The 21,831-nt window shown below is 38.5% G+C and carries 23 protein-coding genes and 2 tRNA genes; 15 read left to right on the top strand and 10 right to left on the bottom strand.

Annotated elements, in window-relative coordinates:
- Positions 1-734 precede the first annotated feature (734 nt).
- From thrS to ABJN95_RS20340, 5 genes are all read left to right on the top strand, one after another.
- Positions 735-2,675: a threonine--tRNA ligase gene (thrS, locus tag ABJN95_RS20360; protein WP_348373213.1), complete on the top strand. Its 1,941-nt coding sequence runs from the start codon at positions 735-737 to the stop codon at positions 2,673-2,675.
- Positions 2,676-2,710: 35 nt separating this feature from the next.
- On the top strand, positions 2,711-3,262 hold the full coding sequence (gene infC / locus ABJN95_RS20355) for a translation initiation factor IF-3 (protein ID WP_348373228.1): 552 nt from the start codon (positions 2,711-2,713) through the stop codon (positions 3,260-3,262).
- Positions 3,263-3,420: 158 nt separating this feature from the next.
- A complete protein-coding gene (gene rpmI, locus ABJN95_RS20350; protein ID WP_348373212.1) occupies positions 3,421-3,618 on the top strand; it encodes a 50S ribosomal protein L35 in 198 nt (65 codons plus the stop codon).
- A gap of 121 nt (positions 3,619-3,739) precedes the next feature.
- Positions 3,740-4,084: a 50S ribosomal protein L20 gene (gene rplT / locus ABJN95_RS20345; RefSeq protein WP_348373210.1), complete on the top strand. Its 345-nt coding sequence runs from the start codon at positions 3,740-3,742 to the stop codon at positions 4,082-4,084.
- 136 nt (positions 4,085-4,220) lie between these two features.
- The gene (locus tag ABJN95_RS20340; RefSeq protein ID WP_348373208.1) at positions 4,221-4,856 is read left to right on the top strand and encodes an SGNH/GDSL hydrolase family protein; all 636 of its coding nucleotides are present in this window, start codon (positions 4,221-4,223) and stop codon (positions 4,854-4,856) included.
- Positions 4,857-4,869: 13 nt separating this feature from the next.
- On the opposite strand, the gene ABJN95_RS20335 is transcribed toward ABJN95_RS20340, so the two are convergent.
- Both ABJN95_RS20335 and ABJN95_RS20330 read right to left on the bottom strand, forming a co-directional pair.
- Positions 4,870-5,142, bottom strand: coding sequence for an EF-hand domain-containing protein (locus ABJN95_RS20335; RefSeq protein WP_348373206.1), 273 nt, complete (start codon positions 5,140-5,142; stop codon positions 4,870-4,872).
- 45 nt (positions 5,143-5,187) lie between these two features.
- Positions 5,188-5,610, bottom strand: a complete 423-nt coding sequence (locus ABJN95_RS20330) for a secondary thiamine-phosphate synthase enzyme YjbQ (RefSeq protein ID WP_348373205.1) — start codon at positions 5,608-5,610, stop codon at positions 5,188-5,190.
- Positions 5,611-5,693: 83 nt separating this feature from the next.
- Here ABJN95_RS20330 and ABJN95_RS20325 point away from each other — a divergent pair, with 83 nt between their 5' ends.
- A complete protein-coding gene (locus ABJN95_RS20325) occupies positions 5,694-6,491 on the top strand; it encodes an HAD family hydrolase (RefSeq protein WP_348373203.1) in 798 nt (265 codons plus the stop codon).
- A 161-nt stretch (positions 6,492-6,652) separates the two neighbouring features.
- On the opposite strand, the gene ABJN95_RS20320 is transcribed toward ABJN95_RS20325, so the two are convergent.
- From ABJN95_RS20320 to tgt, 6 genes are all read right to left on the bottom strand, one after another.
- Positions 6,653-7,909, bottom strand: coding sequence for an asparagine synthetase B (locus tag ABJN95_RS20320; protein ID WP_348373227.1), 1,257 nt, complete (start codon positions 7,907-7,909; stop codon positions 6,653-6,655).
- Positions 7,910-7,992: 83 nt separating this feature from the next.
- The gene (dnaB, locus tag ABJN95_RS20315; protein ID WP_348373202.1) at positions 7,993-9,543 is read right to left on the bottom strand and encodes a replicative DNA helicase; all 1,551 of its coding nucleotides are present in this window, start codon (positions 9,541-9,543) and stop codon (positions 7,993-7,995) included.
- A gap of 167 nt (positions 9,544-9,710) precedes the next feature.
- The gene (locus tag ABJN95_RS20310) at positions 9,711-10,664 is read right to left on the bottom strand and encodes an acetyl-CoA carboxylase carboxyltransferase subunit alpha (protein ID WP_348373200.1); all 954 of its coding nucleotides are present in this window, start codon (positions 10,662-10,664) and stop codon (positions 9,711-9,713) included.
- Between the two features lie 55 nt (positions 10,665-10,719).
- A complete protein-coding gene (locus tag ABJN95_RS20305; protein ID WP_348373199.1) occupies positions 10,720-11,619 on the bottom strand; it encodes a DMT family transporter in 900 nt (299 codons plus the stop codon).
- Between the two features lie 18 nt (positions 11,620-11,637).
- Positions 11,638-12,717, bottom strand: coding sequence for an LptF/LptG family permease (locus tag ABJN95_RS20300; RefSeq protein ID WP_348373197.1), 1,080 nt, complete (start codon positions 12,715-12,717; stop codon positions 11,638-11,640).
- 1 nt (position 12,718) lies between these two features.
- On the bottom strand, positions 12,719-13,849 hold the full coding sequence (gene tgt / locus ABJN95_RS20295; RefSeq protein ID WP_348373196.1) for a tRNA guanosine(34) transglycosylase Tgt: 1,131 nt from the start codon (positions 13,847-13,849) through the stop codon (positions 12,719-12,721).
- 212 nt (positions 13,850-14,061) lie between these two features.
- Between tgt and ABJN95_RS20290 the strand changes: the two genes are divergently transcribed.
- From ABJN95_RS20290 to ABJN95_RS20280, 3 genes are all read left to right on the top strand, one after another.
- Positions 14,062-14,907 carry a transketolase gene (locus tag ABJN95_RS20290; RefSeq protein WP_348373194.1) on the top strand — a complete coding sequence of 282 codons (846 nt, stop codon included), beginning with the start codon at positions 14,062-14,064 and terminating at the stop codon, positions 14,905-14,907.
- Positions 14,908-14,994: 87 nt separating this feature from the next.
- Complete coding sequence (locus ABJN95_RS20285; RefSeq protein WP_348373192.1) at positions 14,995-15,948, top strand: transketolase C-terminal domain-containing protein; 954 nt, start codon at positions 14,995-14,997, stop codon at positions 15,946-15,948.
- Between the two features lie 57 nt (positions 15,949-16,005).
- Positions 16,006-16,596: a porin family protein gene (locus tag ABJN95_RS20280; RefSeq protein WP_348373191.1), complete on the top strand. Its 591-nt coding sequence runs from the start codon at positions 16,006-16,008 to the stop codon at positions 16,594-16,596.
- Between the two features lie 77 nt (positions 16,597-16,673).
- On the opposite strand, the gene ABJN95_RS20275 is transcribed toward ABJN95_RS20280, so the two are convergent.
- A complete protein-coding gene (locus ABJN95_RS20275; protein WP_348373189.1) occupies positions 16,674-17,639 on the bottom strand; it encodes an FKBP-type peptidyl-prolyl cis-trans isomerase in 966 nt (321 codons plus the stop codon).
- 77 nt (positions 17,640-17,716) lie between these two features.
- Between ABJN95_RS20275 and ABJN95_RS20270 the strand changes: the two genes are divergently transcribed.
- Positions 17,717-18,106, top strand: coding sequence for an RNA-binding S4 domain-containing protein (locus ABJN95_RS20270; RefSeq protein WP_348373188.1), 390 nt, complete (start codon positions 17,717-17,719; stop codon positions 18,104-18,106).
- Positions 18,107-18,157: 51 nt separating this feature from the next.
- Positions 18,158-18,655, top strand: coding sequence for a phosphoribosyltransferase family protein (locus ABJN95_RS20265; protein ID WP_348373186.1), 498 nt, complete (start codon positions 18,158-18,160; stop codon positions 18,653-18,655).
- Here ABJN95_RS20265 and ABJN95_RS20260 read toward each other — a convergent pair.
- Entirely contained in the window at positions 18,647-19,162 is a 516-nt protein-coding gene (locus tag ABJN95_RS20260; protein ID WP_348373185.1) for a shikimate kinase, read from the bottom strand. The two genes, ABJN95_RS20265 and ABJN95_RS20260, sit on opposite strands and share 9 nt — an antisense overlap.
- A gap of 139 nt (positions 19,163-19,301) precedes the next feature.
- Here ABJN95_RS20260 and ABJN95_RS20255 point away from each other — a divergent pair.
- The 4 genes from ABJN95_RS20255 to ABJN95_RS20240 all read left to right on the top strand — a co-directional run bounded on the left by ABJN95_RS20255 (position 19,302) and on the right by ABJN95_RS20240 (position 21,822).
- Positions 19,302-19,374 (top strand) — tRNA-Lys (locus tag ABJN95_RS20255).
- Positions 19,375-19,661: 287 nt separating this feature from the next.
- Positions 19,662-20,393, top strand: coding sequence for a LytTR family transcriptional regulator DNA-binding domain-containing protein (locus tag ABJN95_RS20250; protein WP_348373184.1), 732 nt, complete (start codon positions 19,662-19,664; stop codon positions 20,391-20,393).
- A gap of 138 nt (positions 20,394-20,531) precedes the next feature.
- Positions 20,532-20,615: transfer RNA gene (locus tag ABJN95_RS20245), tRNA-Leu, on the top strand.
- Positions 20,616-20,922: 307 nt separating this feature from the next.
- Positions 20,923-21,822: a MerR family transcriptional regulator gene (locus tag ABJN95_RS20240; protein ID WP_348373183.1), complete on the top strand. Its 900-nt coding sequence runs from the start codon at positions 20,923-20,925 to the stop codon at positions 21,820-21,822.
- Positions 21,823-21,831: the final 9 nt, after the last annotated feature.

Below are 21,831 nucleotides of genomic sequence, written 5' to 3'. Positions count from 1 at the left end.
ACAACCAAAAAAAAATCCCAGGCTCCGTAATCTCGATCTAATTCTTTTATATACCCAATCTCTCAAATATATAATTCGATTCTTTATAATATTACACAACATCTCTGTTGTGCGCTGTCTCTACAATTTGTCAATGAACTTTTATAAAAGAAACTACTCCTAAAAACTTGTAATTTCTTTACCTAAATTTCTTTAAGCGGCTGCAAATATAAAACTGTTTTTTTAACCCGCAATCTTTTAGTTAAAAAAAAGAAACTTTTTTTCAAATGGCGATAAAAAACAAGATTTCAACCTAAGAACGTATGCTCTCTAAATCCCTTAAAACATATTTGAGTATTATGTTTAGCGGGCTGCAAATGTAAGATGCTTTTTTAATTCTCCAAATGTATTTTCAAACTTTTTTTTAGCCTATTTTTCAATAGGCTAACTACTAGAATTTTACAGTTGCCCGCTGCTTAAAAAAGGGTATTAAATTTAAGTCATTTTATTGTTTGCCACAAGTTTTAACTTTAAAAAAAAGGTTATAGAAGCACCTTTTGGTAGCGCTCAAGGTAACATAGTGGCAATATCTCTTTTTGCCATTTACTTCAGCTATGCTCTTTATTAGCGTAAAAAACATAGCGAATTACACCGCCTTTGCCCCGTACAACCAAAACACCCAAGAAACACTTCCTTATATATATTGTCTGCATCAATACAAGATGCTATATTTGCGCTCTTATTCAAGCATTACAATGATCAAGATAACTTTACCAGACGGTACTATAAAAGAATACAGCAAAGGGAGCTCTCCAATGGATGTAGCTTTGAGCATCAGTGAAGGCTTAGCACGCAACGTTATATCAGCAAAGTTCAACGATGCGGTTATCGAAACAGTAACTCCCTTACATGAAGATGGCTCTTTGGTTTTGTACACTTGGAATAACCCAGAGGGAAAGAAAGCTTTCTGGCATTCTACTTCGCATATTGTGGCACAGGCTCTTGAAGAACTGTATCCTGGCATCAAGCTTACTATTGGACCAGCAATCGACAATGGATTTTACTATGATGTAGATTTAGCGGAAGGAAGTATTTCTGACAAGGACTTTCCAACCATTGAAAAAAAGGCTTTGGAAATTGCCCGTGGAAAACATCCGTACAAAATGCGAGCGGTATCGAAAGCAGATGCATTGGCCAAATATAAATCTGAAGGCAATGAATATAAGGTAGAGCTTATTGAAAATTTAGAAGATGGCACTATCACCTTTTGCGATCATGACACTTTTACAGATTTATGTAGAGGTGGTCACATACCTAATACAGGCATTGTAAAGGCTATTAAAATATTAAGCGTAGCTGGTGCTTATTGGAGAGGAGATGAAAACAAGCCACAACTGACTCGTGTTTATGGTATTTCTTTTCCAAAACAAAAAGAACTTACCGAGTATCTTCAACTTTTAGAGGAAGCAAAAAAACGAGACCACAGAAAATTAGGGAAGGAACTTGAACTGTTCACTTTTTCCCAAAAGGTAGGTCAGGGTCTTCCATTATGGTTGCCTAAAGGAGCTGCCTTACGCGAACGCCTAGAGCAATTTTTGAAAAAGGCACAGAAGAAAGCAGGTTATGAAATGGTTGTTAGCCCCCATATCGGACAGAAGGAGCTATACGTTACTTCCGGACATTATGAAAAATATGGTGCAGACAGTTTTCAACCTATAAACACTCCAAAAGATGGAGAGGAGTTTTTGTTGAAACCCATGAATTGTCCGCACCACTGTGAGATTTTTAAACATCGCCCCTTTAGCTACCGTGAACTACCCAAAAGATATGCAGAATTCGGAACCGTATATCGATACGAACAAAGCGGCGAATTACACGGACTTACTCGTGTTCGTGGTTTTACTCAGGATGATGCGCACATCTTTTGTACTCCCGACCAAGTAGATCAAGAATTTAAAAACGTTATTGACTTATCATTATATGTACTTGGATCTTTAGGGTTTGAAAACTTCACAGCTCAGGTTTCTATTAGAGATCCGAAAACGCCCGAAAAATATATCGGAACTGTTGAGAACTGGGATAAAGCCGAAAACGCCATTATCAATGCGGCCAAAGAAAAAGGATTAGATTATGTCATCGAAGAAGGAGAGGCGGCATTCTACGGGCCAAAGTTAGACTTTATGGTCAAAGATGCCTTGGGTAGAAATTGGCAACTGGGCACCATTCAAGTAGATTATACTTTACCTGAACGTTTTGACCTCACATACAAAGGAAGTGACAATGAGCTACACCGCCCCATTATGATTCATCGCGCACCCTTTGGAAGTATGGAACGTTTTATCGCTTTGTTACTTGAACATACAGGAGGTAATTTTCCTTTATGGTTGATTCCTGAGCAAGCAATTGTTTTACCAGTGAGCGAGAAAAACGAAAAATATGCTCAAAAAGTTTTAAAATCCCTAGAAAATAACGAAATTCGCGCGCTTGTTGACGACAGAAACGAGACTGTTGGCAAGAAAATACGTGAGGCAGAAATGAATAAAATTCCATTTATGCTGATTGTTGGGGAAAACGATGAGGCGGCTAACACCATTTCTGTCCGACGACACGGACGCGAAGACATAGGAGCAATAACAGTTGAAGACTTTGCGAACTTGGTCGATACAGAAATAAATAGTACCTTAAAGTCGTTTTAAAAATAACGTTTAACTAAAAATTATAAGTCATAGCAATACGAAAAAGATTTAGGCCCCAACCTAGGAGGGAAAATAAAAACCCTCATAAAATTAACGAGAGAATTATCGCCCCTGAAGTACGATTGGTTGGTGATAACATTGAAGTAGGAGTTTATCCATTGGCAAAAGCAATGGATATTGCAGCTGAGGAAGGATTGGATTTGGTAGAGATTTCACCAAAGGCAAATCCACCGGTTTGCAAGATAATTGATTATAAGAAATTCCTTTACGAGCAGAAAAAGCGCGAAAAGGCGATGAAGGCCAAGGCCTCAAAGGTGGTGGTAAAGGAAATCAGGTTCGGTCCGAATACGGATGACCATGATTACGAATTTAAAAAGAAACACGCGGAGAAATTTTTAAAAGACGGTGCTAAACTAAAGGCCTATGTCTTTTTCAAAGGCCGATCGATTGTTTACAAAGACCAAGGAGAGATATTATTACTCCGTTTAGCATCTGAGTTGGAAGAGTTAGGAAAGGTTGAGCAGATGCCGAGATTAGAAGGAAAACGTATGACCATGTTCATCGCTCCGAAAACAAAAGGAAAATAGCACTTCGGTTGCGCTTAGCGACCAAGTCGATTTATAAAATACTGAACGCTGCTTACTTTTGTAAGTAGCGTTTAGCATGCTAAGTAACCCTGTGGCTGCGCTAGGGGTGACCTGAAAAAGTTTAGTGCAGTAAGTGAGAAACAAATAAATTAGGAAAAATGCCTAAACAAAAAACAAAATCCAGCGCCAAGAAACGGTTCAAGTTGACCGGTACTGGTAAAATCAAAAGAAAGCACGCTTTTAAGAGTCATATATTGACGAAAAAGTCTAAAAAGCGTAAGCTAGCGTTAACTCATGACACCTTGGTTCACCAAGCGGATGTTAACAGTATTAAAGAGCAATTACGTTTAAAGTAATTATGCAACAACGGTAAATTATTAACCCTGGAGTTGGGCAAATCACAAAGACTTTTATAGCGTTTGAGTGAGTTATCAAGTGGCGATCACCGCCCGCCTACTACAAAAAAAATTAAAAGAAATGCCAAGATCAGTAAATGCAGTCGCTTCAAGAGCCCGAAGAAAAAAGGTAATGAAGCAAGCCAAAGGTTACTTCGGTAGACGTAAAAACGTTTGGACAGTAGCCAAAAATGCGGTTGAAAAAGCAATGTTATATGCTTATAGAGACCGTAGAAATAAGAAAAGAACTTTCCGCGCCTTATGGATTACACGTATCAATGCAGGTGCTCGTATGCACGGAATGTCGTACTCACAATTCATGGGCAAAGTAAAAGCGAACAACATCCAGTTGAACCGTAAGGTTTTGGCCGATTTAGCTATGAATCACCCAGATGCTTTCAAAGCAATTGTCGACCAAGTAAAATAGATTTAAGAATATCTCACTTATAAGAAATCCGATTTGCTATTTGCAAATCGGATTTTTTGTATCTTGATTTTTGACCAAACAAATCCGCATCGCCTTGTCAAATGCTCCTTTCAAATTAATATATTCAGTAATTTTCATGCTGGTAGCTACCGCTGCTTTTGCTCAAAAAGATAGTCTTTCATTTCTTGCACTCGGAGATAGTTACACTGTAGGAACAAGTGAAATTTACCGTTATTGTTGGCCCGTTCAGTTAAAAGAAAGACTCGCCAAAAAGAAAGTTTTACTAAATAATCCTAAAATCATTGCTGGGGCAGGATGGACAACCAAGAAACTCCTAGAACAGTTGGCAATTGAAAAGCCAGCTCCTACCTATGACCTAGTATCCTTACTCATTGGTGTGAATAATCAATACAGAAACCAAAGTGTTACTGACTTTCAAGAAGATTTTATCGTTTTGCTAAATAAGAGCATAGCCCTAGCGAAAAATGATAAATCTAGAGTATTTGTACTATCAATACCTGATTGGAGCGTGACCCCATTTGCAAGGTCAAAGAATCGTGCGAAAATAGTTCAAGAATTAAAAGCGTATAACGCGGTAATTAAAAAAGAAACCGAAGAAAGAAAAATGCTGTTTATTGATATCACTAAAGCTTCGCGAGAAGCTTTATTTGACCATAACCTTATAGCCAAAGACAGTTTACATCCGTCTCGAAAAATGTACAAAGTTTGGGTAAAAAAAATTAGTAAAAAACTAGATAAGCTGCTCGATTAGCGATGAAACCGAGTTAGATGTTCTTGATTCGGTCTACGGCTGCTTTAAATTCTTGCCAATCAATCTCATCATCATCACTTTTATCATATCCCTCAATTAGTTTAGATCCGACCAAGCCCCTAATGAATCCACTGATTTCGGCTTGCTTCAATAACTTAACGATTTCTTTCTTTTTGAGTTTTCCACTACCGTCAGCGTCAAAGAAATTGAACGCTTCTTCAGGCGTATCAAAATGATTTGTGATTAAAATTTGAATTTTGTTCAAAATAGATTCTTCGGTAGTCATTGGTATAGTGTTTATAGTTAGTAATTTAAAGGTATAAAGAATAGCTCATATGCCAAAAGCAGATATCACTAGCTTTCTTGCAGAGGCATTATCACGATGCTCACATAAATAAATACCTTGCCAAATTCCCAAATTCAGTTTTCCATCAGTAATCGGAATTTGAATCGAAGTACCCATCAACGAAGCCTTAATGTGCGCAGGCATATCATCAGCACCTTCATACGTATGGATATAATATGGAGCATCTTCTGGAACCATGGTATTCATATGGCTCTCAAAGTCGATGCGTACTGTTGGATCGGCATTTTCATTAATCGTCAAGCTAGCCGAAGTATGTTTTATGAAAACTTGAAGCATTCCAGCTCGAATATCTACGATTTGAAGCATGCTAGCACGTATCGTCTCCGTTATGAGATGAAAACCCCTTTTATGAGCCGGTAGTTTAATTTCCTTTTGGTAAAATTTCATAAGTATAAAATAAATGTAAAACTTTATCCTGCCACGCCATAATTAATATTATAAGAAATACCTTTGGCCTTTATTTTTTTAATATGGATTTATCTCACATAAAAATGGTAGTCACCGATATGGACGGTACGCTACTAAACTCAAAGCATGAAGTCAGTTCACGTTTTTTTGAGCTTTTCAAGTTGCTAAGAAGTCAAAATATTCTTTTTGTCGCTGCAAGTGGAAGGCAATATGATAGTATTGTACAAAAACTAGATCCCATTAAGAATGAGATTTTGGTTATAGCCGAAAATGGTGCCCTGGTAAAGGAAAAAGAAAAGGAACTCTTAGTTACTCCTATTCAGTATCACCTCAAAAGTTCTTTGCTCTCCAAAATTGAGAATATAGAAGGTGCGCATGCCATGCTTTGCGGTAAATACAACGCCTATTTGGATGGTAAATCAGCTCCTTTTCTTGAGCAGTTAAAGGAATACTATGCCAGTTATGAAATTCATGATAATTTCAATACCGTAACCGATGAAATAATTAAGATTGCGGTCTATCACAATGTCAGTGCCGAAACATATATCTATCCGGCAATGAAAGATCTCGAAGGGCAGATTAAGGTAAAAGTCTCCGGACTAAACTGGGTTGATTTAAATCACAGAGACGCTAATAAAGGTTTTGCCCTTGAAAAAATGCAAGAACGCTATGGTATTTCTCCTGAAGAAACCATGGTGTTTGGTGATTACAATAACGATTTGGAAATGCTGGGGAAGGCGAAATATAGTTTCGCAATGCAAAATGCGCACCCCAATGTTTTAGAAGTAGCCAACTACAAAACCACAAGTAATGATGATTTTGGTGTAGAGCGTATTTTAGAGAAATTAATTAAAAGATAATCAAGTTTCTTTGGAAAGACCTTAAAGAAGTCACTTGAGTTATTTCGTCTCAAAACTGGGTGATCCATATCGCAAGATGGTACACGAAACTGCACTAAGAAAAAATAGATTGGGCCCTACCATTTATTTTATATCGGATACTTGCGCCTGAGTTTGAAATTTCAAGTCTTCTGTTTCTTCTTCTGAGCTGCCGGGAACAAAACGTTGTTTAAGATCAATCGGTACCCTGGTGATGTTGGATGCAACTCCAGTTCTGTTTTGGGGTCTCCTACCCTATGTTGGTAGTCTTCTGGGTCATGACCTCCGTAGAAGGTAAAAAAGCCTTTCCCCTTGATACCATGAATGTACCTGGCTTCTTCATTGAGTTTGTTTTCGCCGAGAATTAAAACATTCGATTTAATTTCCCTGCGCTCGAAGGAGGTTGTTTGCCCCATAAATCCTTTTACCAATGCCGTGTGGTTCTGACATAGCATTGTAGGTATAGGATCCCATTTGGCCGAAAAATCCATCAGGGAAAAATAGTCTGATTCCTTCGGAATATTTCCCCTTTTTGGCGTCATATCTATAGACGAAAATTCATAGCGCATAGGATTACGCTCTAGGGTAAAATCTTTGAAGGCAAAAGTCTTGTTGAAATTTAGTTTGCTCTGATAGTTGGCATCAGATGGGTCACCGTCAAACATAGGTTCGCAAATATCTACCCCGTCGGAGGCAGATAGCGCAATATCAAAACTATCGGTAGCGGAGCACATTGCAAACATAAACCCTCCTCCTATTACATACTTTCTGATTTTTAGAGCTACGGCCCTCTTTTCTTCAGAAACTTTGGAATATCCCAGCTTCGCAGCCAAGGCTTCTGCTTCCTGTTTTTGTTCTATATACCAGGGGGCCACCCTGTATGCCCCGTAGAACTTGCCGTATTGTCCAGTAAAGTCTTCATGGTGTAAATGTAGCCAATCGTACAGTACCAATTTATCATCCAAAACCTCCTCATCATAGACCGTTACATATGGAATCTCCGCATAGGTCAACACCATGGTCACTGCGTCATCCCAGGGTGGATTTCCTTTAGGAGAATACACTGCCACTTTAGGAGCCTTTTCTAGCACTACCGCTTCTTGATTTTGCGAAGGACTGCTAATAGATTCTAATATGCCCTGCCTCTGAGCGTCAGATAATACTTCAAAAGACACGCCTCGAATTTGGCATTCTTTTCGAATAAGTTCTCCATCGGGTAGTAAAAAAGAACCGCCGCGATAGTTTAATAACCATTGTACTTTTTGTTGCTTGGTCAATACCCAATAGGTAATACCATAAGCCTTTAGGTGATTTTTTTGGCCCTCCGCATCCATAGGAATGAGAATGGAGGAAGCCGAAACCTGTAAAGCAAACAGCATCAAGAAAATAGAGAAAAGCATACTCCGCATAAAATAGACTTTGAGGATCTTCTCAAAGATAAACGAAAAATAGCGGTAACGTATTTTAGGGAAGTTAAAGAATATTAAAAAGGAACATCATTATCTTCATCCATACCCGACCCATCATTCATTGAACTACCAAAAGCCTCATCGGCACTAGGGAGTCCTTTTGTAATAAACGGATTATCTTCACCTTCGTTCATTTTAGATTGAAATTCAAAAGGAGAATCAAAATCATCTAGATTATCGAATTTACCAAGTTGACCGATAAACTTCAAACGAATGTTTTCTAAACCACCATTACGGTGTTTAGCTACGATAAATTCCGCCTGCCCTTGGGTAGGAGAACGTTCTTCATCGTCCCATTCATCAATCTTATAATACTCAGGTCTAAATATAAAAGAAACAATATCCGCATCTTGTTCGATCGCACCAGATTCACGTAAATCAGAAAGTATAGGTCTTTTGCTACCTCCTCGTGTCTCTACAGCACGGGAAAGCTGTGAGAGTGCAATTACAGGCACGTTGAGTTCTTTTGCCAAGGCCTTCAGGTTTCGAGAAATCGTAGAAATCTCTTGCTCACGGTTACCTCCTTTTTGAGTTCCGCCAGCGGTCATCAACTGTAGGTAATCAATAATAATAAGTTTGATACCATGTTGAGAAGCCAATCGTCTTGCCTTAGCACGTAAATCAAAAATGGAAAGTGAAGGGGTATCATCAATAAACAAAGGCGCTTTTTCCAAAGCTTTTACCTTTACATTCAATTGCTCCCATTCGTGTTTCTCCAAGCGACCGGTCCTTAATTTTTCAGAAGATAATCCGGTTTCCGAAGAAATCAATCTGGTAATTAACTGTACCGATGACATCTCACAGGAGAAGAAAGCAACGGGAATGTTTGAATTCACTGCCATATTTCTTGCCATAGACAAGGTCAAAGCTGTTTTACCCATACCGGGCCTTGCTGCCACAATAATCAAATCACTAGGCTGCCAACCCGAGGTCAATTTATCGAGTTTGTCAAATCCGGAAGGAATACCACTCAAACCTTCTTTGTTTGCGATTTCTTCGATTCGTTTTTTGGCTTGTATTACCAAATTTTGAGCAGTTTCTGCAGAACGCTTTAAGTTGCCTTGGGTGACATCATACAATTTGGATTCAGCGGCATCCAACAGATCAAAAACATCGGTTCCATCGTCGTAAGCCTCTTCAATGATCTCATTCGAAATCTTGATCAAGCTTCGTTGAATGTACTTTTGCAGAATGATACGGGCATGAAACTCAATATGTGCTGAAGAAGCTACCTTTTGCGTGAGTTTTATTAGATAAAAATCGCCCCCTACAGACTCTAAATGTCCGTCTTTCTTTAATTGAGAAGAAACGGTTAATAAATCAACTGGTTCAGAGGTTTCAAACAATTTAAAGATGGCTTCATAAATATAACGATGCGCATCTTTATAAAAAACATCTGGATGTAAGATATCAATTACTTCATCGACCCCTTTCTTGTCAATCATCATTGCACCCAATACAACCTCCTCTAAATCAACTGATTGCGGTGGAATTTTACCTCTTTCCAAGTTGATTATGGTAGATTTGTCGATCTTACGACCAATAACGGGGTTTGGTTTCTCCATAGCGACGAAAGTATGCAATTAACCTTAAGTTAACATAGAATAGGTCAAAGACGATATTCACAGTTGTTCAACAATTAGGTGTTTATAAGTTACAATTTTGTGTTGATAACAAAAAAAATCTGAAGAATTCATTCTCCAGATTTTTCTGAGCTTGTAAAAAGCTACGGTTAACCGTCAAAAACACCCATTTCAGCATATTTGTTCATTCGCTGATTTACAAGTTCTTTTGGGGATAACTTTTCTAACTCCTTAAAATGAGCCGAAATTTTGTTCTTTACAGTATCAAAAGTTTTAGGACGATTACTATGCGCGCCACCTGCTGGTTCACGAACAATTTCATCGATCAATTTCAGTTTTTTCATGTCAGTTGCGGTCAACTTCAAAGCTTCAGCAGCTTGTTCTTTATATTCCCAACTTCTCCATAAAATGGAAGAACATGATTCGGGAGAAATTACGGAATACCACGTATTTTCCAACATCAGAACACGGTCTCCTACCCCAATACCCAAGGCACCTCCTGAAGCGCCTTCCCCGATAATTACGCAAATAATAGGCACTTTCAAACGTGTCATTTCCAATATATTACGGGCGATGGCTTCTCCCTGTCCCCGTTCCTCAGCCTCAATACCCGGATAGGCTCCAGGGGTATCTATCAAAGAAACCACTGGAATTCCAAACTTTTCAGCCGACTTCATCAAGCGCAATGCTTTTCGATATCCCTCAGGATTCGCCATGCCGAAATTACGGTACTGACGGGTCTTGGTATTAAAGCCTTTTTGTTGGCCGATAAACATATAACTTTGATCTCCGATTTTCCCTAAACCGCCAATCATTGCCTTATCATCTTTTACATTTCTATCTCCGTGTAGCTCCAAAAAGGTATCACCACAAATGGCATTAATATAATCAAGGGTATATGGCCTATTGGGATGTCTTGATAATTGAACCCGCTGCCAAGCAGTAAGGTTTTTGTAAATGTCCTTGCGGGTCTCGGTCAATTTCTTTTCAATCTGTTTGCAAGTTTCGGTTACATCTACATCGCTCTCCTCACCAATAACCATGCATTTATCGAGCTGTTCCTCAAGCTCTTTAATGGGAAGTTCGAAATCTAAGTATTCCATTTTTAGTAGGTTTTTGGTTTTATTAGTTTGACATGCAAATATAAAATATAAAAGACTAAACCTGCCTGCTGGCTTGTTTTTTTAATTTGTCTTTATTCTTTAATATGCCATTGGCAATAACCGTAACAAATATGATCAATGCCCCAATATAAAACAAAGGGTTCATACGTTCACTATCGCCAAAAATGAAAAATGCCAGTACGATACCGTAAACAGGCTCTAGATTTACTGTAAGTACCACGGTATAGGGGCTAATATATTTCATAACCTTTACTCCCCCAATAAAGGCATAGGCAGTACAGAAAGATGCCAGAATGAAGATAAATATCCAATCATTTTGCGATAGCCGGAAAAATTCTGATGAAAAGCCCCCTTGAATACCTAGAAAAAAAGACAATAATAACAGCCCTATACTGAGTTCATAAAATGAAATTACACTAGGTTTCTCTTTTTTTACCAGCTTACCATTGATTAAAGTGAAAATAACACTTAAAAATGCCGACAGCAGCGCTAACAAAATACCAAAACCATATTGGGTTTCTACCTTAAAAATAAGTAGGAGGCCCAAAATTACGACTACGCCAAACAACAGTTCATACCCTATTATTTTCCGTCGGTACCACAGCGGTTCAATAATTGCAGTAAAAAAAGCACCCGTAGACATTGTTGCCAATGCGATGGCGACATTTGAAACCTTTATCGCCATAAAGAAAGTTACCCAGTGTAATGCCAACGCTGCGCCCCCAAGCGCTAAATGCATCAGGGTCTTATGCGATACTTTTAAAGGATATTTTTTGACGGCAATAAATACCAAAATCAAAAGAGAGGCGATTCCCATACGGTACCAAACCAAAGGAAGTGCATCTGTTGAGATGAGCTTCCCTAAAACAGCTGTAAAACCCCAAATAAAAACTATAAAATGAAGATGCAGGTAGTGTTTTAACTGTGTTTTCATAAGTCGTTGAGCAACTAACTATCGTTTGGCTTTTTGCAAGAGATAGAAGGCCAAAATACCAAAAAATAGATTGGGAACAACCACGGCTGTAAGGGGTTCGAGGCCCGCTTGCTCAGCAAGCGTACTGAAAATACGGTCAAAAAATATAAAGACGAAGGCTACCACAATTCCAAACGCAAGATTCAACCCCATTCCGCCTCTCCGTTTTATTGAAGCAACACCTACCGCTATTATGGTCAAGATAAAAACACTTATAGGCAAGGCCCAACGTTTGTATTTTACTAAAATATAAGCGTTAATATTTGAAGCTCCTTTTCTTCTTTGATCGGCTATGAATTGATTAAGTTCGAGAAGGTTTTTAGTTTCCGCAATGTAAGAAACCGGAGTTAGATCATCAATTTTAAAGGCGAAGAGGGTATCTAAACGCCTTTTGGTTTCAACGATGGCTGTATCTCCCATAACCGTTCTTTTTCGATAAGAAGTCAGTCGGTAAATGCTGTCCTTATCAATCCATCTGATACTGGCCGCAGAGATTTTAAAATCGAGAATATTACCCTCTTTAAAACGCTCAAATGTAAAATTAGAGCCATTTTTTCTTCCGGGGTCAAATCTGCTCACATAGATAAAATCATTTTCATTGAGCTGGTTGTAAATATTGGTGGTGACTCGCTCTTCCTTGCCCTTTTTTAAGTATTTAAATTTGAACTCATTAAATCCGGCACTGGCGGATGGAACAACGAACATACCCATAATCAACATGAAAACAGCAATTATTGACGCACCTATCATATAAGGTCTAAGGAATCTGTTGAAGGAGATTCCAGAGCTTAACATGGCAACAATCTCAGTATTACTTGCCAGTTTTGAAGTAAAGAAAATGACAGATAGAAACAAAAATATCGGAAATAAAAAGTTTCCGATATAGATGCTAAAATGCCCAAGGTATGCTAAGACTTCATTTAAGGGAGCTTCATTATCTTGAATCTTACCGATTTGCTCTGCAAGATGTGCCATAATTCCAATAGGAATAAATAGCAACAGCATCACGATGAAAGTTAGGAGGTAACGTTTGAGTATGTATCTATCTAAGATGGTCACTTTACAATCGTTTATCCATTTGTTTTACCATCTTAGTCTTCCACTCTACAAAGTCTCCTGCTAAAATATGCTTTCTCGCTTCACGAGTCAACCAAAGGTAAAAACCCAAATTATGTATGGTGGCGATTTGCTTGCCCAAATATTCATTTGCAGCAAATAAGTGACGTAAATAGGCCTTTGAATATTCACGATCTACAAAAGTGGTACCCATTTCATCAAGCACACTAAAATCATCTTCCCACTTTTTATTCTTAATATTTATAGTTCCATGCGCGGTAAAGAGCATTCCGTTTCGGGCATTGCGAGTTGGCATTACGCAATCGAACATATCGATTCCTAGTGCGATATTCTCCAGAATGTTTATAGGAGTGCCTACCCCCATAAGATAGCGCGGTTTGTCTTCTGGTAAAATTTCGGTAACTACCTCGGTCATGGCATACATTTCTTCTGCAGGTTCACCAACAGATAAACCGCCAATAGCATTTCCCTCAGCCCTTGCGTTTGCAATATACTCTGCTGATTGTCTTCTCAGATCTTTATAGGTAGAGCCCTGAACTATGGGAAAAAACGTTTGGGCATAGTCGTATTCAAAAGGTGTTTTATCCAAGTGTGCAATGCAGCGGTCAAGCCAGCGATGAGTCATATGCATTGAGCGTTTTGCATAATTATAGTCACAGGGATAAGGAGTGCACTCGTCAAAAGCCATGATGATATCGGCGCCAATAACGCGTTGAATTTCCATCACATTTTCAGGGGTAAACAGATGCATTGACCCATCGATATGTGATTTGAATTTTACACCTTCTTCCTTGATTTTTCTATTTGCGGAAAGTGAATATACTTGATACCCTCCACTGTCGGTAAGAATATTGCGATCCCAACCCATAAACTTGTGCAAACCTCCCGCTTGCTTTAAAATATCAATTTTTGGGCGCAGGAATAAATGATACGTATTACCTAAAATGATATCAGGGTTGATTTCTTCTTTTAACTCACGCTGATGTACCCCTTTAACCGAAGCAACAGTGCCAACGGGCATAAAAATAGGAGTTTCAATACTACCATGATCGGTAACCATAGTTGCCGCTCTTGCTCTGCTTTTCGGGTCAGTATGTTCAAGTGTAAACTTCATTGGATTATAATAGCGGCAAATATAGTTAACTGTGTTGCATAATTTCCTTAAGGTGAATATAAAGTTGGTTACCTAAGGCTCAGCATGTCAAATACCAAATGAGCAAGATGTAAACTTTGAACCTCGCTATCGTTAATAAAATCTAATAACTCCCCCTTGTGTACCCAAAAGATTGCCATTACTTTTGAGGCCAACAAAATAGCAATCATCAAATGCCGAAAATAGAAGAATTACAAGACATCGTTATTCAAACCAGAAGAGATATTCTTCGAATGGTTCACAAGGTAAATTCTGGACACCCGGGCGGGTCGTTAGGTTGTACGGAGTTTTTTGTCGCACTCTATCACGAAATCATGGAATTGAAAGAAGGGTTTGATATGGACGGAATGAACGAAGACCTTTTCTTCTTATCCAACGGGCATATTTCACCGGTTTACTATAGCGTACTTGCACGAAAAGGGTATTTCGCTGTAGAAGAATTAAACACTTTTCGATTGATTGATTCCCGATTGCAGGGTCACCCAACAACACATGAAGGTTTACCCGGGGTGCGTATTGCTTCTGGATCGTTAGGTCAAGGGATGTCGGTGGCCATAGGAGCGGCCCAGGCTAAAAAATTGAACGGTGATTCTAAATTGATTTACAGTCTACACGGAGATGGTGAATTACAAGAAGGTCAAAACTGGGAAGCGATTATGTACGCCGCCGGAAAAAAAGTGGACAACCTGATCGCCACTGTTGATTTAAACGGACAACAGATCGATGGTGCAACTGATGATGTGCTACCTATGGGAGACCTCAAAGCGAAATTTGAAGCCTTCGGTTGGGACGTTTTAGAAATTAAGGAAGGAAACAATTTAGAAGCCATTATAAAAGGACTGCAAGAAGCCAAAGGTCGAACTGGCAAAGGGAAACCAGTTTGTATTTTGCTTCATACCATAATGGGTAACGGTGTTGATTTTATGATGTATACACATGCTTGGCATGGCAAGGCACCCAGCGATGAACAATTGGAGAATGCACTGGGGCAAAACGCAGAAACTTTGGGAGATTACTAGGCCCGTCAAAATTAATATACAATTAAAAGATTCGGCTGTAGATTATCATGAGCGATAATCGAAGGGCAGGAATGAAAATAGAAATAGATGACTAAATACGTAGATCAAGGTAAAAACGATACAAGGAGCGGCTACGGCGCAGGGATGACAGAATTGGGAAGAACCAACCCCAATGTGGTCGCACTATGTGCCGATTTGGTAGGATCGCTAAAGATTCAGCAATTTATCGATGAGAATCCAGAGCGTTTTTTTCAAGTCGGAATTGCCGAGGCCAATATGATGGGTATTGCAGCTGGGTTGACCATTGGTGGTAAAATTCCATTTACGGGTACCTTTGCCAACTTTTCGACAGGAAGAGTCTACGATCAAATTCGTCAGTCGATAGCCTATTCAGGAAAGAACGTAAAAATATGTGCTTCACATGCAGGAATAACCTTAGGTGAAGATGGTGCTACACATCAAATATTAGAAGATATTGGTCTCATGAAAATGTTGCCTGGTATGGTAGTGATCAACCCATGCGATTTCAATCAAACTAAGGCAGCAACCATAGCCATTGCCGATTACGAAGGCCCTGTATATTTGCGCTTCGGAAGACCTAAGGTTGCTAACTTCACTCCGGTTGATCAAAAATTTGAAATTGGTAAAGCGCTTATGCTCAATGAAGGCACCGATGTTACAATTGTAGCTACCGGACATTTGGTTTGGGAAGCGTTGACGGCCTGTGAAAACCTAGAGAGTCAAGGTATTTCTGCTGAAGTAATAAACATTCATACGATTAAACCGCTAGATTCCGAGGCGGTGTTAAAGTCTGTTAAAAAAACAGGATGTATCGTAACTGCTGAAGAACACAACTATTTAGGCGGATTGGGCGAGAGCATTGCTGGAATGCTTGCTAATCAACATCCTACGCCTCAAGAATTTGTTGCTACTCAAGATACTTTTGGAGAAAGTGGTACTCCTGCCCAGTTAATGGAAAAGTATGGCCTTAACAATAAAGCCATTGAGAAAGCCGTTTTAAAAGTGTTGAAACGAAAGTGATAATGGTATCGTTTTTGATACCGTTGAAAGTATTACGAACGAAACCCTATTATGATTATGAAAAAAACGCTTCTTCTAGCAGTTTTTGCTATGCTAAGCATTACTGCATTTGCACAAAATGATTCTGGATTCGGTATTAAAGCTGGTTTAAATTACAATGGCAACGGTGACTATTTTGAGTCAGCCGGTGATGCTGCAAGAGAGCCTGATCGCAACTTGGGATATCATATTGGTGTCTTTGGTAAAATCAAATTCAGCCGCCTCTATGTGCGACCTGAACTGATTTACACCAGAACAAAATCAGAGTATACTGGTGGTGAATTCGAAATGAGCAAGTTAGACGCCCCCATATTATTGGGTATAAAAGTAATTGGACCACTTCATGTTTTTGCCGGGCCTGCTTTTCAATATATACTCGATTCTGAATTTGATGGTATCGGAATAAATGATATTGAGAGTGATTTTTCAGTCGGAGCACATCTTGGTGCGGGTGTAAATTTGGGTAAACTGGGCATTGACCTACGTTACGAACGAGGGTTTAGTAACAATGAAGCGAAGTTTATCAATACCAACATAACCTCTTTACCCGATAGTAGAATTGATACTCGACCCGATCAATTGATCTTAAGTCTTTCGCTTAAGTTTTAACTACAAACCATACGAATTAAAAAAAGCCCTGAATCAATAGACTCAGGGCTTTTTGTTATATCAAACAGTTACTTTCCTTAGTTATCATTATCTAGGTGATCTGGTGTTCCGTCACCATCCGTATCTTTAAATCCCGCAAATTTCCCGTCTTCATCCAACTCAATTTCATCTATAGTGGGTATACCATCATTATCGTCATCAGTGTCGTTATGATTTGCCAGAAAAACGCTAAATGGCTCACTATCGCCATCTGTGTTGTCATTGTTTAAATTGCCATCTCCGTCTACATCCTCCAAAATGGAAGGTATTCCATCTCCGTCAAAATCAGTATCTTTTTCGAATGCCAATAAATCAATTTTAAAAATAAGTGGTGCATAAGCCGGAATTCCTGATCCTGTAGGCGGGTTACTAAAATACCCTAGTCCTGACGGAATGAATATTGCGCCAACGCCGTAATTTTCAAAACTAACCGTGCCATCACCATTTTCCATCGGCCCAATGCCAGCATTGAACTTTTCAACACCATTGGCATAACCTCTAATCAAGCCTCCTGAAAGGTACTGATTCACCGGGGTAGACGCGGCATCAAATAAGGTACCATCTAAGAGAGAACCCTCATATTGCAACACTGTATTATCTCCTATGGTGGGGCTATTTTCTTCATCGCCTTCCCCAACACGAGCAGTGAGAAAGTACAAGATATGATCGACTTCTTCCTCGTCATCACGCCCAAAAGTTGATGATACTTCTTTTATCGTTTGTGTTTGTACGAAATCAATTAACGGCAACTTATCGGCATTAGCTCCGGCAATGGTATCGAATTTTATCTTAAAATTGAACCCTGCTGGTGGCGTTTCAAACTCCTCATAGTTGTAAAAATGAGTTTGTAAAAATGATACAATTTCAGCATCGTTCTCAATCTGTGTCTCGGCCAAAGTCTGTGGAGGAACCACCGTACCTGGGTTTATGTCACCGTCGTCATCGCGACATGACACGATTACCCAAAACATTAAAAAATAAACAACTAATCGACTTGTTTTCATGCATTCTTTATTAAGGTCGGCAAGATACAATTTTCCCCTATTTTTGTTGAAAACCTTAACAAAGATTTTATAAAGATATGCGCATAGACAAGTATTTATGGAGTACGCGTTATTTCAAAACGCGAAATATGGGCACAGAGGCTTGCAAAAAGGGGCATATTAAAATTAACAATCAGGTAGTGAAACCTGCTCGCGAGGTATATCCGATGGACGAAATAGTGGTACGGAAAAACCAGATCAATTATCAATTAACGGTCTTAGCTATTCCGAAAAGTCGTGTCGGCGCCAAACTGGTAGACCTTTACAGAAAAGACACTACCCCGAAGGAAGCCTTTGAACACAACGAGTTACTTCAATATTCAAAAGACTATTATCGTAAAAAAGGAATGGGTAGGCCCACCAAAAAAGATAGAAGGGAAATTGATGATTACCTTGATACTCCAACTGATCCTACAAAAGAAGAATAAAAATCAATCTAGGTTTCTTTATCTTTGGATATCAATTAATACTAAAAAAGTATGCAAAATAGAATTCTTTCCCACGCCCAGATTCAGCATAAAATTCGCCGCATTGCGTACCAAATATATGAGGCTAATGTTGACGAGAAGGAAATAGTTTTGGCCGGCATTGACGGGGGTGGGCTCAGTTTTGCCAAAAAAATACAACAGGTGCTTCAAGATATTACTACGGCAAAAATTTTATTGTGTAAGGTAAGTATGAACAAAAAAAATCCGCTCGAAAGCGGTGTAAAAACTTCAATGTCAGCGAAAGCCTATGCAGATAAATCTGTTGTTTTGGTAGATGATGTTTTAAATTCTGGTACGACCTTAATTTATGGAGTGCATCACTTTTTAAAAACCCCGTTAAAGCAATTGAAAACCGCTGTCTTAGTAAATCGAAATCATAAAAAATACCCTGTTAAGGCCGATTATAAAGGTATTTCGTTATCTACTTCACTACAAGAGCATATTAGTGTAGAATTTAAAACCAAGAATGACTCTGTTTCCTTAGCTTAATAATCGGGCTATTTCAGTGACGACTTCGTCTGTGCTTTTGCTTTCACAATTGACCACATGGTCTGCCTGATTGTAGTAATAGCTTCTTTCGAATAAATGTTTGCCTATAAACTCGTGCAATTCTTCGTTGGCGATATTCGCTATCATTGGTCTTTCCTCTTTAGCGTTCGTTAATCGGTTAACCAGTTCTTCCAAACCAACTTTCAAATAGATTCCATTTTCCGTCATTTCCGAGATAGCAACCATATTATTCGCGTAGCAAGGTGTTCCACCGCCTATAGATAGTACGAAGTCTTTTTGCGTGGCGAGAAGCTCCCGTAAACATGCTGCTTCTTTTGTCCGAAAGTAAATCTCTCCCTTTTCGCTAAAAACAGTTGAAACTGTCGTTCCTTCTATTTCTTCTATATACGAGTCAAGGTCTAAAAACTCAATCTTAAGTTTTTCTGCAAGTAGTTTACCAATTGTTGTTTTACCACTGCCCATATATCCTAAAAGAACGATTTGCATACTATATTTTTTTGTAAAATTGAACTAAAAACAATTGATTTCAAAAGAATTTCAAAATTCTCTTAAAATCGACTTGTGAAATAAATTAATGGACTTATATTTGCAGCCGCTAAGGAGAAAATTTTAGCTTTGAAATTTTGACCTGGTAGCTCAGTTGGTAGAGCATCTCCCTTTTAAGGAGAGGGTCCTGGGTTCGAGCCCCAGCCAGGTCACAAAAACAAAAATACCTCTGTTTCAAACAGAGGTATTTTTGTTTCTAACCTTATCCTTCGTCCGATCTAAATTGATTTACGTTCAAAAGGAGTGTACAACCCTGCTCTTCTATTTGATCTTTTCTATGAACTGAAACCCATATAAGGATGTAATCTTCCTACAGGGAATTCTTATCTTGTATTTTACAACATCCTTGCTAAGAGAAAATAAAGCAAAAAAAGATTTGTTTTTCATAAGTTTTTTCTTACATTTCTAGTAACGTTTCCTCCCCGAAACCTATATTATAATGAAATATTCCATTATTGGGCTCGAAGCCCGTTACGCAAATGTACTGATATCGCATGCTTCCAAATTAAAAGGACATCGACTGGTTGGGAATTCTGAAAACCCAGAGCGCCTGCTAGACATTATATTAGCCAGTAGCCCTGATTTAATATATGTTAAGGTTGATGGCTACGAAACCAAAGATTTTAATGAGCTTTCATACACGATTAACGACCTGTACAGATCGTTTCTTCACAAACCCCTTCTGGTAGCTTTGGCTACATCAGAAACACAGGCATATGATTGTATTAAGCATAACTTTTTCTATTACATGTTGGGGCCAATAAACGCAGAAGAAATGTTAAAGTTGAACTACAAATTACGGGCGAAACGTGATTTAAATGATCACAAACCTAAAAAGTTGTGTTTACGGACTTATAGCGATTATCAGTTTATTGAGATCAACGATATTCTTTTTCTAAAAGCTGACAATAACACAACAGAGTTTTTCATGCGCGATAAATCGAAAATAACGGCCTTTAAAACGCTGAAACATTTTGAATCTATATTGCCAAAATCTTTTAGCCGTATACATCAGAGTTTTATGATCAACCAAAAATATATCTCTCGTATACACCTAGGGAAGTCAGAATGTCATTTAACTCCACTTAAAACGAAACTTCCATTTTCCAAATCCTATCGCAAAGTTATGACGGAATTGGCCATTGGTCTCTCGTCAAATACCTTGACTTAAACCTATTAATTGATTCCCTTAAATCACTTCAAAAACTATTTTTTACACCAAGCACCACCCCAAGATTTTCTCAAGCATAAATACAGGAAATTAATTTTCTGTTAGCTCAATGCTTTCTATATTTGCCAAGCTAAAAAAGCGCACGTGGCGGAATTGGTAGACGCGCCAGCTTGAGGGGCTGGTGGCCATTAGGCCGTGGAAGTTCGAGTCTTCTCGTGCGCACAGAAAGACTGCTTTACGAAGCGGTCTTTTTCTTTTGGTCAAAAATAACATACAACCACACATATACTAGAGCTTGCCGTGCAAGCTCACCAGGCCCTTCGGAGTTTCATATGCTACATTATCTCTTATACTGAATTGTATTTAACGATTTATGTGTTTCCTTCAAATTATGAACCTAAATGGTTAACATATTACGATTATTGAAATACTGTTTTGCTAATTCTAGTCTGGGAATATCAAATTTTAACCCAAATTTCACTTCAAGAAACTTTAAATTGTGAATTTGTTTAATTATTTTTACAAAACAATGAACAATGTAAAGAAAAATTTTAGCATTCGCGATCTAGAAAATCTATCGGGAATTAAGGCACACACTATACGCATTTGGGAAAAAAGATATAATCTCCTTGCCCCCGAAAGAACCGCTACAAATATTCGAACTTATAGCCTTAGTAGTCTTCAAAAGCTATTGAATGTAACTTTGCTTTACAATAACGGCTATAAAATTTCTAAAATCTCTCGAATTCCCGAGGGTAATATTCCTTTGATGGTTAGGGAAATAGTGGCGAAGAATAGTGTCAAAAACCACGCGATCAATGCATTTAAGTTAGCAATGATCAATTTTGACCAGTCACTTTTCATGAGCACCTATAATAGTGTTTTGGTCGACAAATCGTTTCGAGATGTTTTTAAGGAAGTCTTTATTCCATTACTTAACGAGATCGGTCTGCTATGGCAAACCGATACGATTAGCCCGGCCCATGAGCATTTTATTACCAGCCTAATAAAGCAAAAAATTCTAATCAATACAGAAAAATTACAGCATCAAGAACCCACAAAAACCTCTAAAATTTTTGTGCCTTTCTTACCGGAAAATGAGATTCATGAAATCGGACTTTTATATCTTAACTACGAGATCGTGCTTAGAGGTTACAAGTCAATTTACCTAGGTCAAACCGTACCTTTGGAAACATTGAACGATGTTATGAAATATTTTGATAATCTGTGTTTTTTATCTTATTTCACCGTCTCCCCAACCAAGGAAAAAATTGAAAAATACGTAAGTCAGTTTAGCGATTTGGTTAAAGAATTCGGCACAGCTGAAATTTGGCTTCTCGGTTACCAAACGAAGCACTTAGACACTGCTAACCTTCCTAGTTTTGTAAAAACTTTCAATTCAATTGAGCAGGTTGTTGCACAGCTTTAAATCCGTATC

Origin of the sequence: Maribacter sp. (assembly GCF_039974175.1) — a bacterium.
GTDB lineage: Bacteria > Bacteroidota > Bacteroidia > Flavobacteriales > Flavobacteriaceae > Maribacter_C.
The sequence above is the reverse complement of the archived record's forward strand: the minus strand, read 5'-3'. Positions and strand labels throughout refer to the sequence as shown.

What these genes read in the sequence shown, in the direction of transcription:
- tgt (WP_348373196.1), bottom strand. Translation starts at nt 13,849, where the DNA reads ATGAAGTTTACACTTGAACATACTGACCCGAAAAGCAGAGCAAGAGCG.
- ABJN95_RS20340 (WP_348373208.1), top strand. Translation starts at nt 4,221, where the DNA reads ATGCTGGTAGCTACCGCTGCTTTTGCTCAAAAAGATAGTCTTTCATTT.
- ABJN95_RS20325 (WP_348373203.1), top strand. Translation starts at nt 5,694, where the DNA reads ATGGATTTATCTCACATAAAAATGGTAGTCACCGATATGGACGGTACG.
- ABJN95_RS20270 (WP_348373188.1), top strand. Translation starts at nt 17,717, where the DNA reads ATGCGCATAGACAAGTATTTATGGAGTACGCGTTATTTCAAAACGCGA.
- rplT (WP_348373210.1), top strand. Translation starts at nt 3,740, where the DNA reads ATGCCAAGATCAGTAAATGCAGTCGCTTCAAGAGCCCGAAGAAAAAAG.
- ABJN95_RS20305 (WP_348373199.1), bottom strand. Translation starts at nt 11,619, where the DNA reads ATGAAAACACAGTTAAAACACTACCTGCATCTTCATTTTATAGTTTTT.
- ABJN95_RS20265 (WP_348373186.1), top strand. Translation starts at nt 18,158, where the DNA reads ATGCAAAATAGAATTCTTTCCCACGCCCAGATTCAGCATAAAATTCGC.
- ABJN95_RS20280 (WP_348373191.1), top strand. Translation starts at nt 16,006, where the DNA reads ATGAAAAAAACGCTTCTTCTAGCAGTTTTTGCTATGCTAAGCATTACT.
- ABJN95_RS20275 (WP_348373189.1), bottom strand. Translation starts at nt 17,639, where the DNA reads ATGAAAACAAGTCGATTAGTTGTTTATTTTTTAATGTTTTGGGTAATC.
- ABJN95_RS20250 (WP_348373184.1), top strand. Translation starts at nt 19,662, where the DNA reads ATGAAATATTCCATTATTGGGCTCGAAGCCCGTTACGCAAATGTACTG.
- rpmI (WP_348373212.1), top strand. Translation starts at nt 3,421, where the DNA reads ATGCCTAAACAAAAAACAAAATCCAGCGCCAAGAAACGGTTCAAGTTG.
- dnaB (WP_348373202.1), bottom strand. Translation starts at nt 9,543, where the DNA reads ATGGAGAAACCAAACCCCGTTATTGGTCGTAAGATCGACAAATCTACC.
- ABJN95_RS20330 (WP_348373205.1), bottom strand. Translation starts at nt 5,610, where the DNA reads ATGAAATTTTACCAAAAGGAAATTAAACTACCGGCTCATAAAAGGGGT.
- ABJN95_RS20310 (WP_348373200.1), bottom strand. Translation starts at nt 10,664, where the DNA reads ATGGAATACTTAGATTTCGAACTTCCCATTAAAGAGCTTGAGGAACAG.
- ABJN95_RS20335 (WP_348373206.1), bottom strand. Translation starts at nt 5,142, where the DNA reads ATGACTACCGAAGAATCTATTTTGAACAAAATTCAAATTTTAATCACA.
- ABJN95_RS20240 (WP_348373183.1), top strand. Translation starts at nt 20,923, where the DNA reads ATGAACAATGTAAAGAAAAATTTTAGCATTCGCGATCTAGAAAATCTA.
- ABJN95_RS20260 (WP_348373185.1), bottom strand. Translation starts at nt 19,162, where the DNA reads ATGCAAATCGTTCTTTTAGGATATATGGGCAGTGGTAAAACAACAATT.
- ABJN95_RS20290 (WP_348373194.1), top strand. Translation starts at nt 14,062, where the DNA reads ATGCCGAAAATAGAAGAATTACAAGACATCGTTATTCAAACCAGAAGA.
- ABJN95_RS20320 (WP_348373227.1), bottom strand. Translation starts at nt 7,909, where the DNA reads ATGCTTTTCTCTATTTTCTTGATGCTGTTTGCTTTACAGGTTTCGGCT.
- ABJN95_RS20285 (WP_348373192.1), top strand. Translation starts at nt 14,995, where the DNA reads ATGACTAAATACGTAGATCAAGGTAAAAACGATACAAGGAGCGGCTAC.
- thrS (WP_348373213.1), top strand. Translation starts at nt 735, where the DNA reads ATGATCAAGATAACTTTACCAGACGGTACTATAAAAGAATACAGCAAA.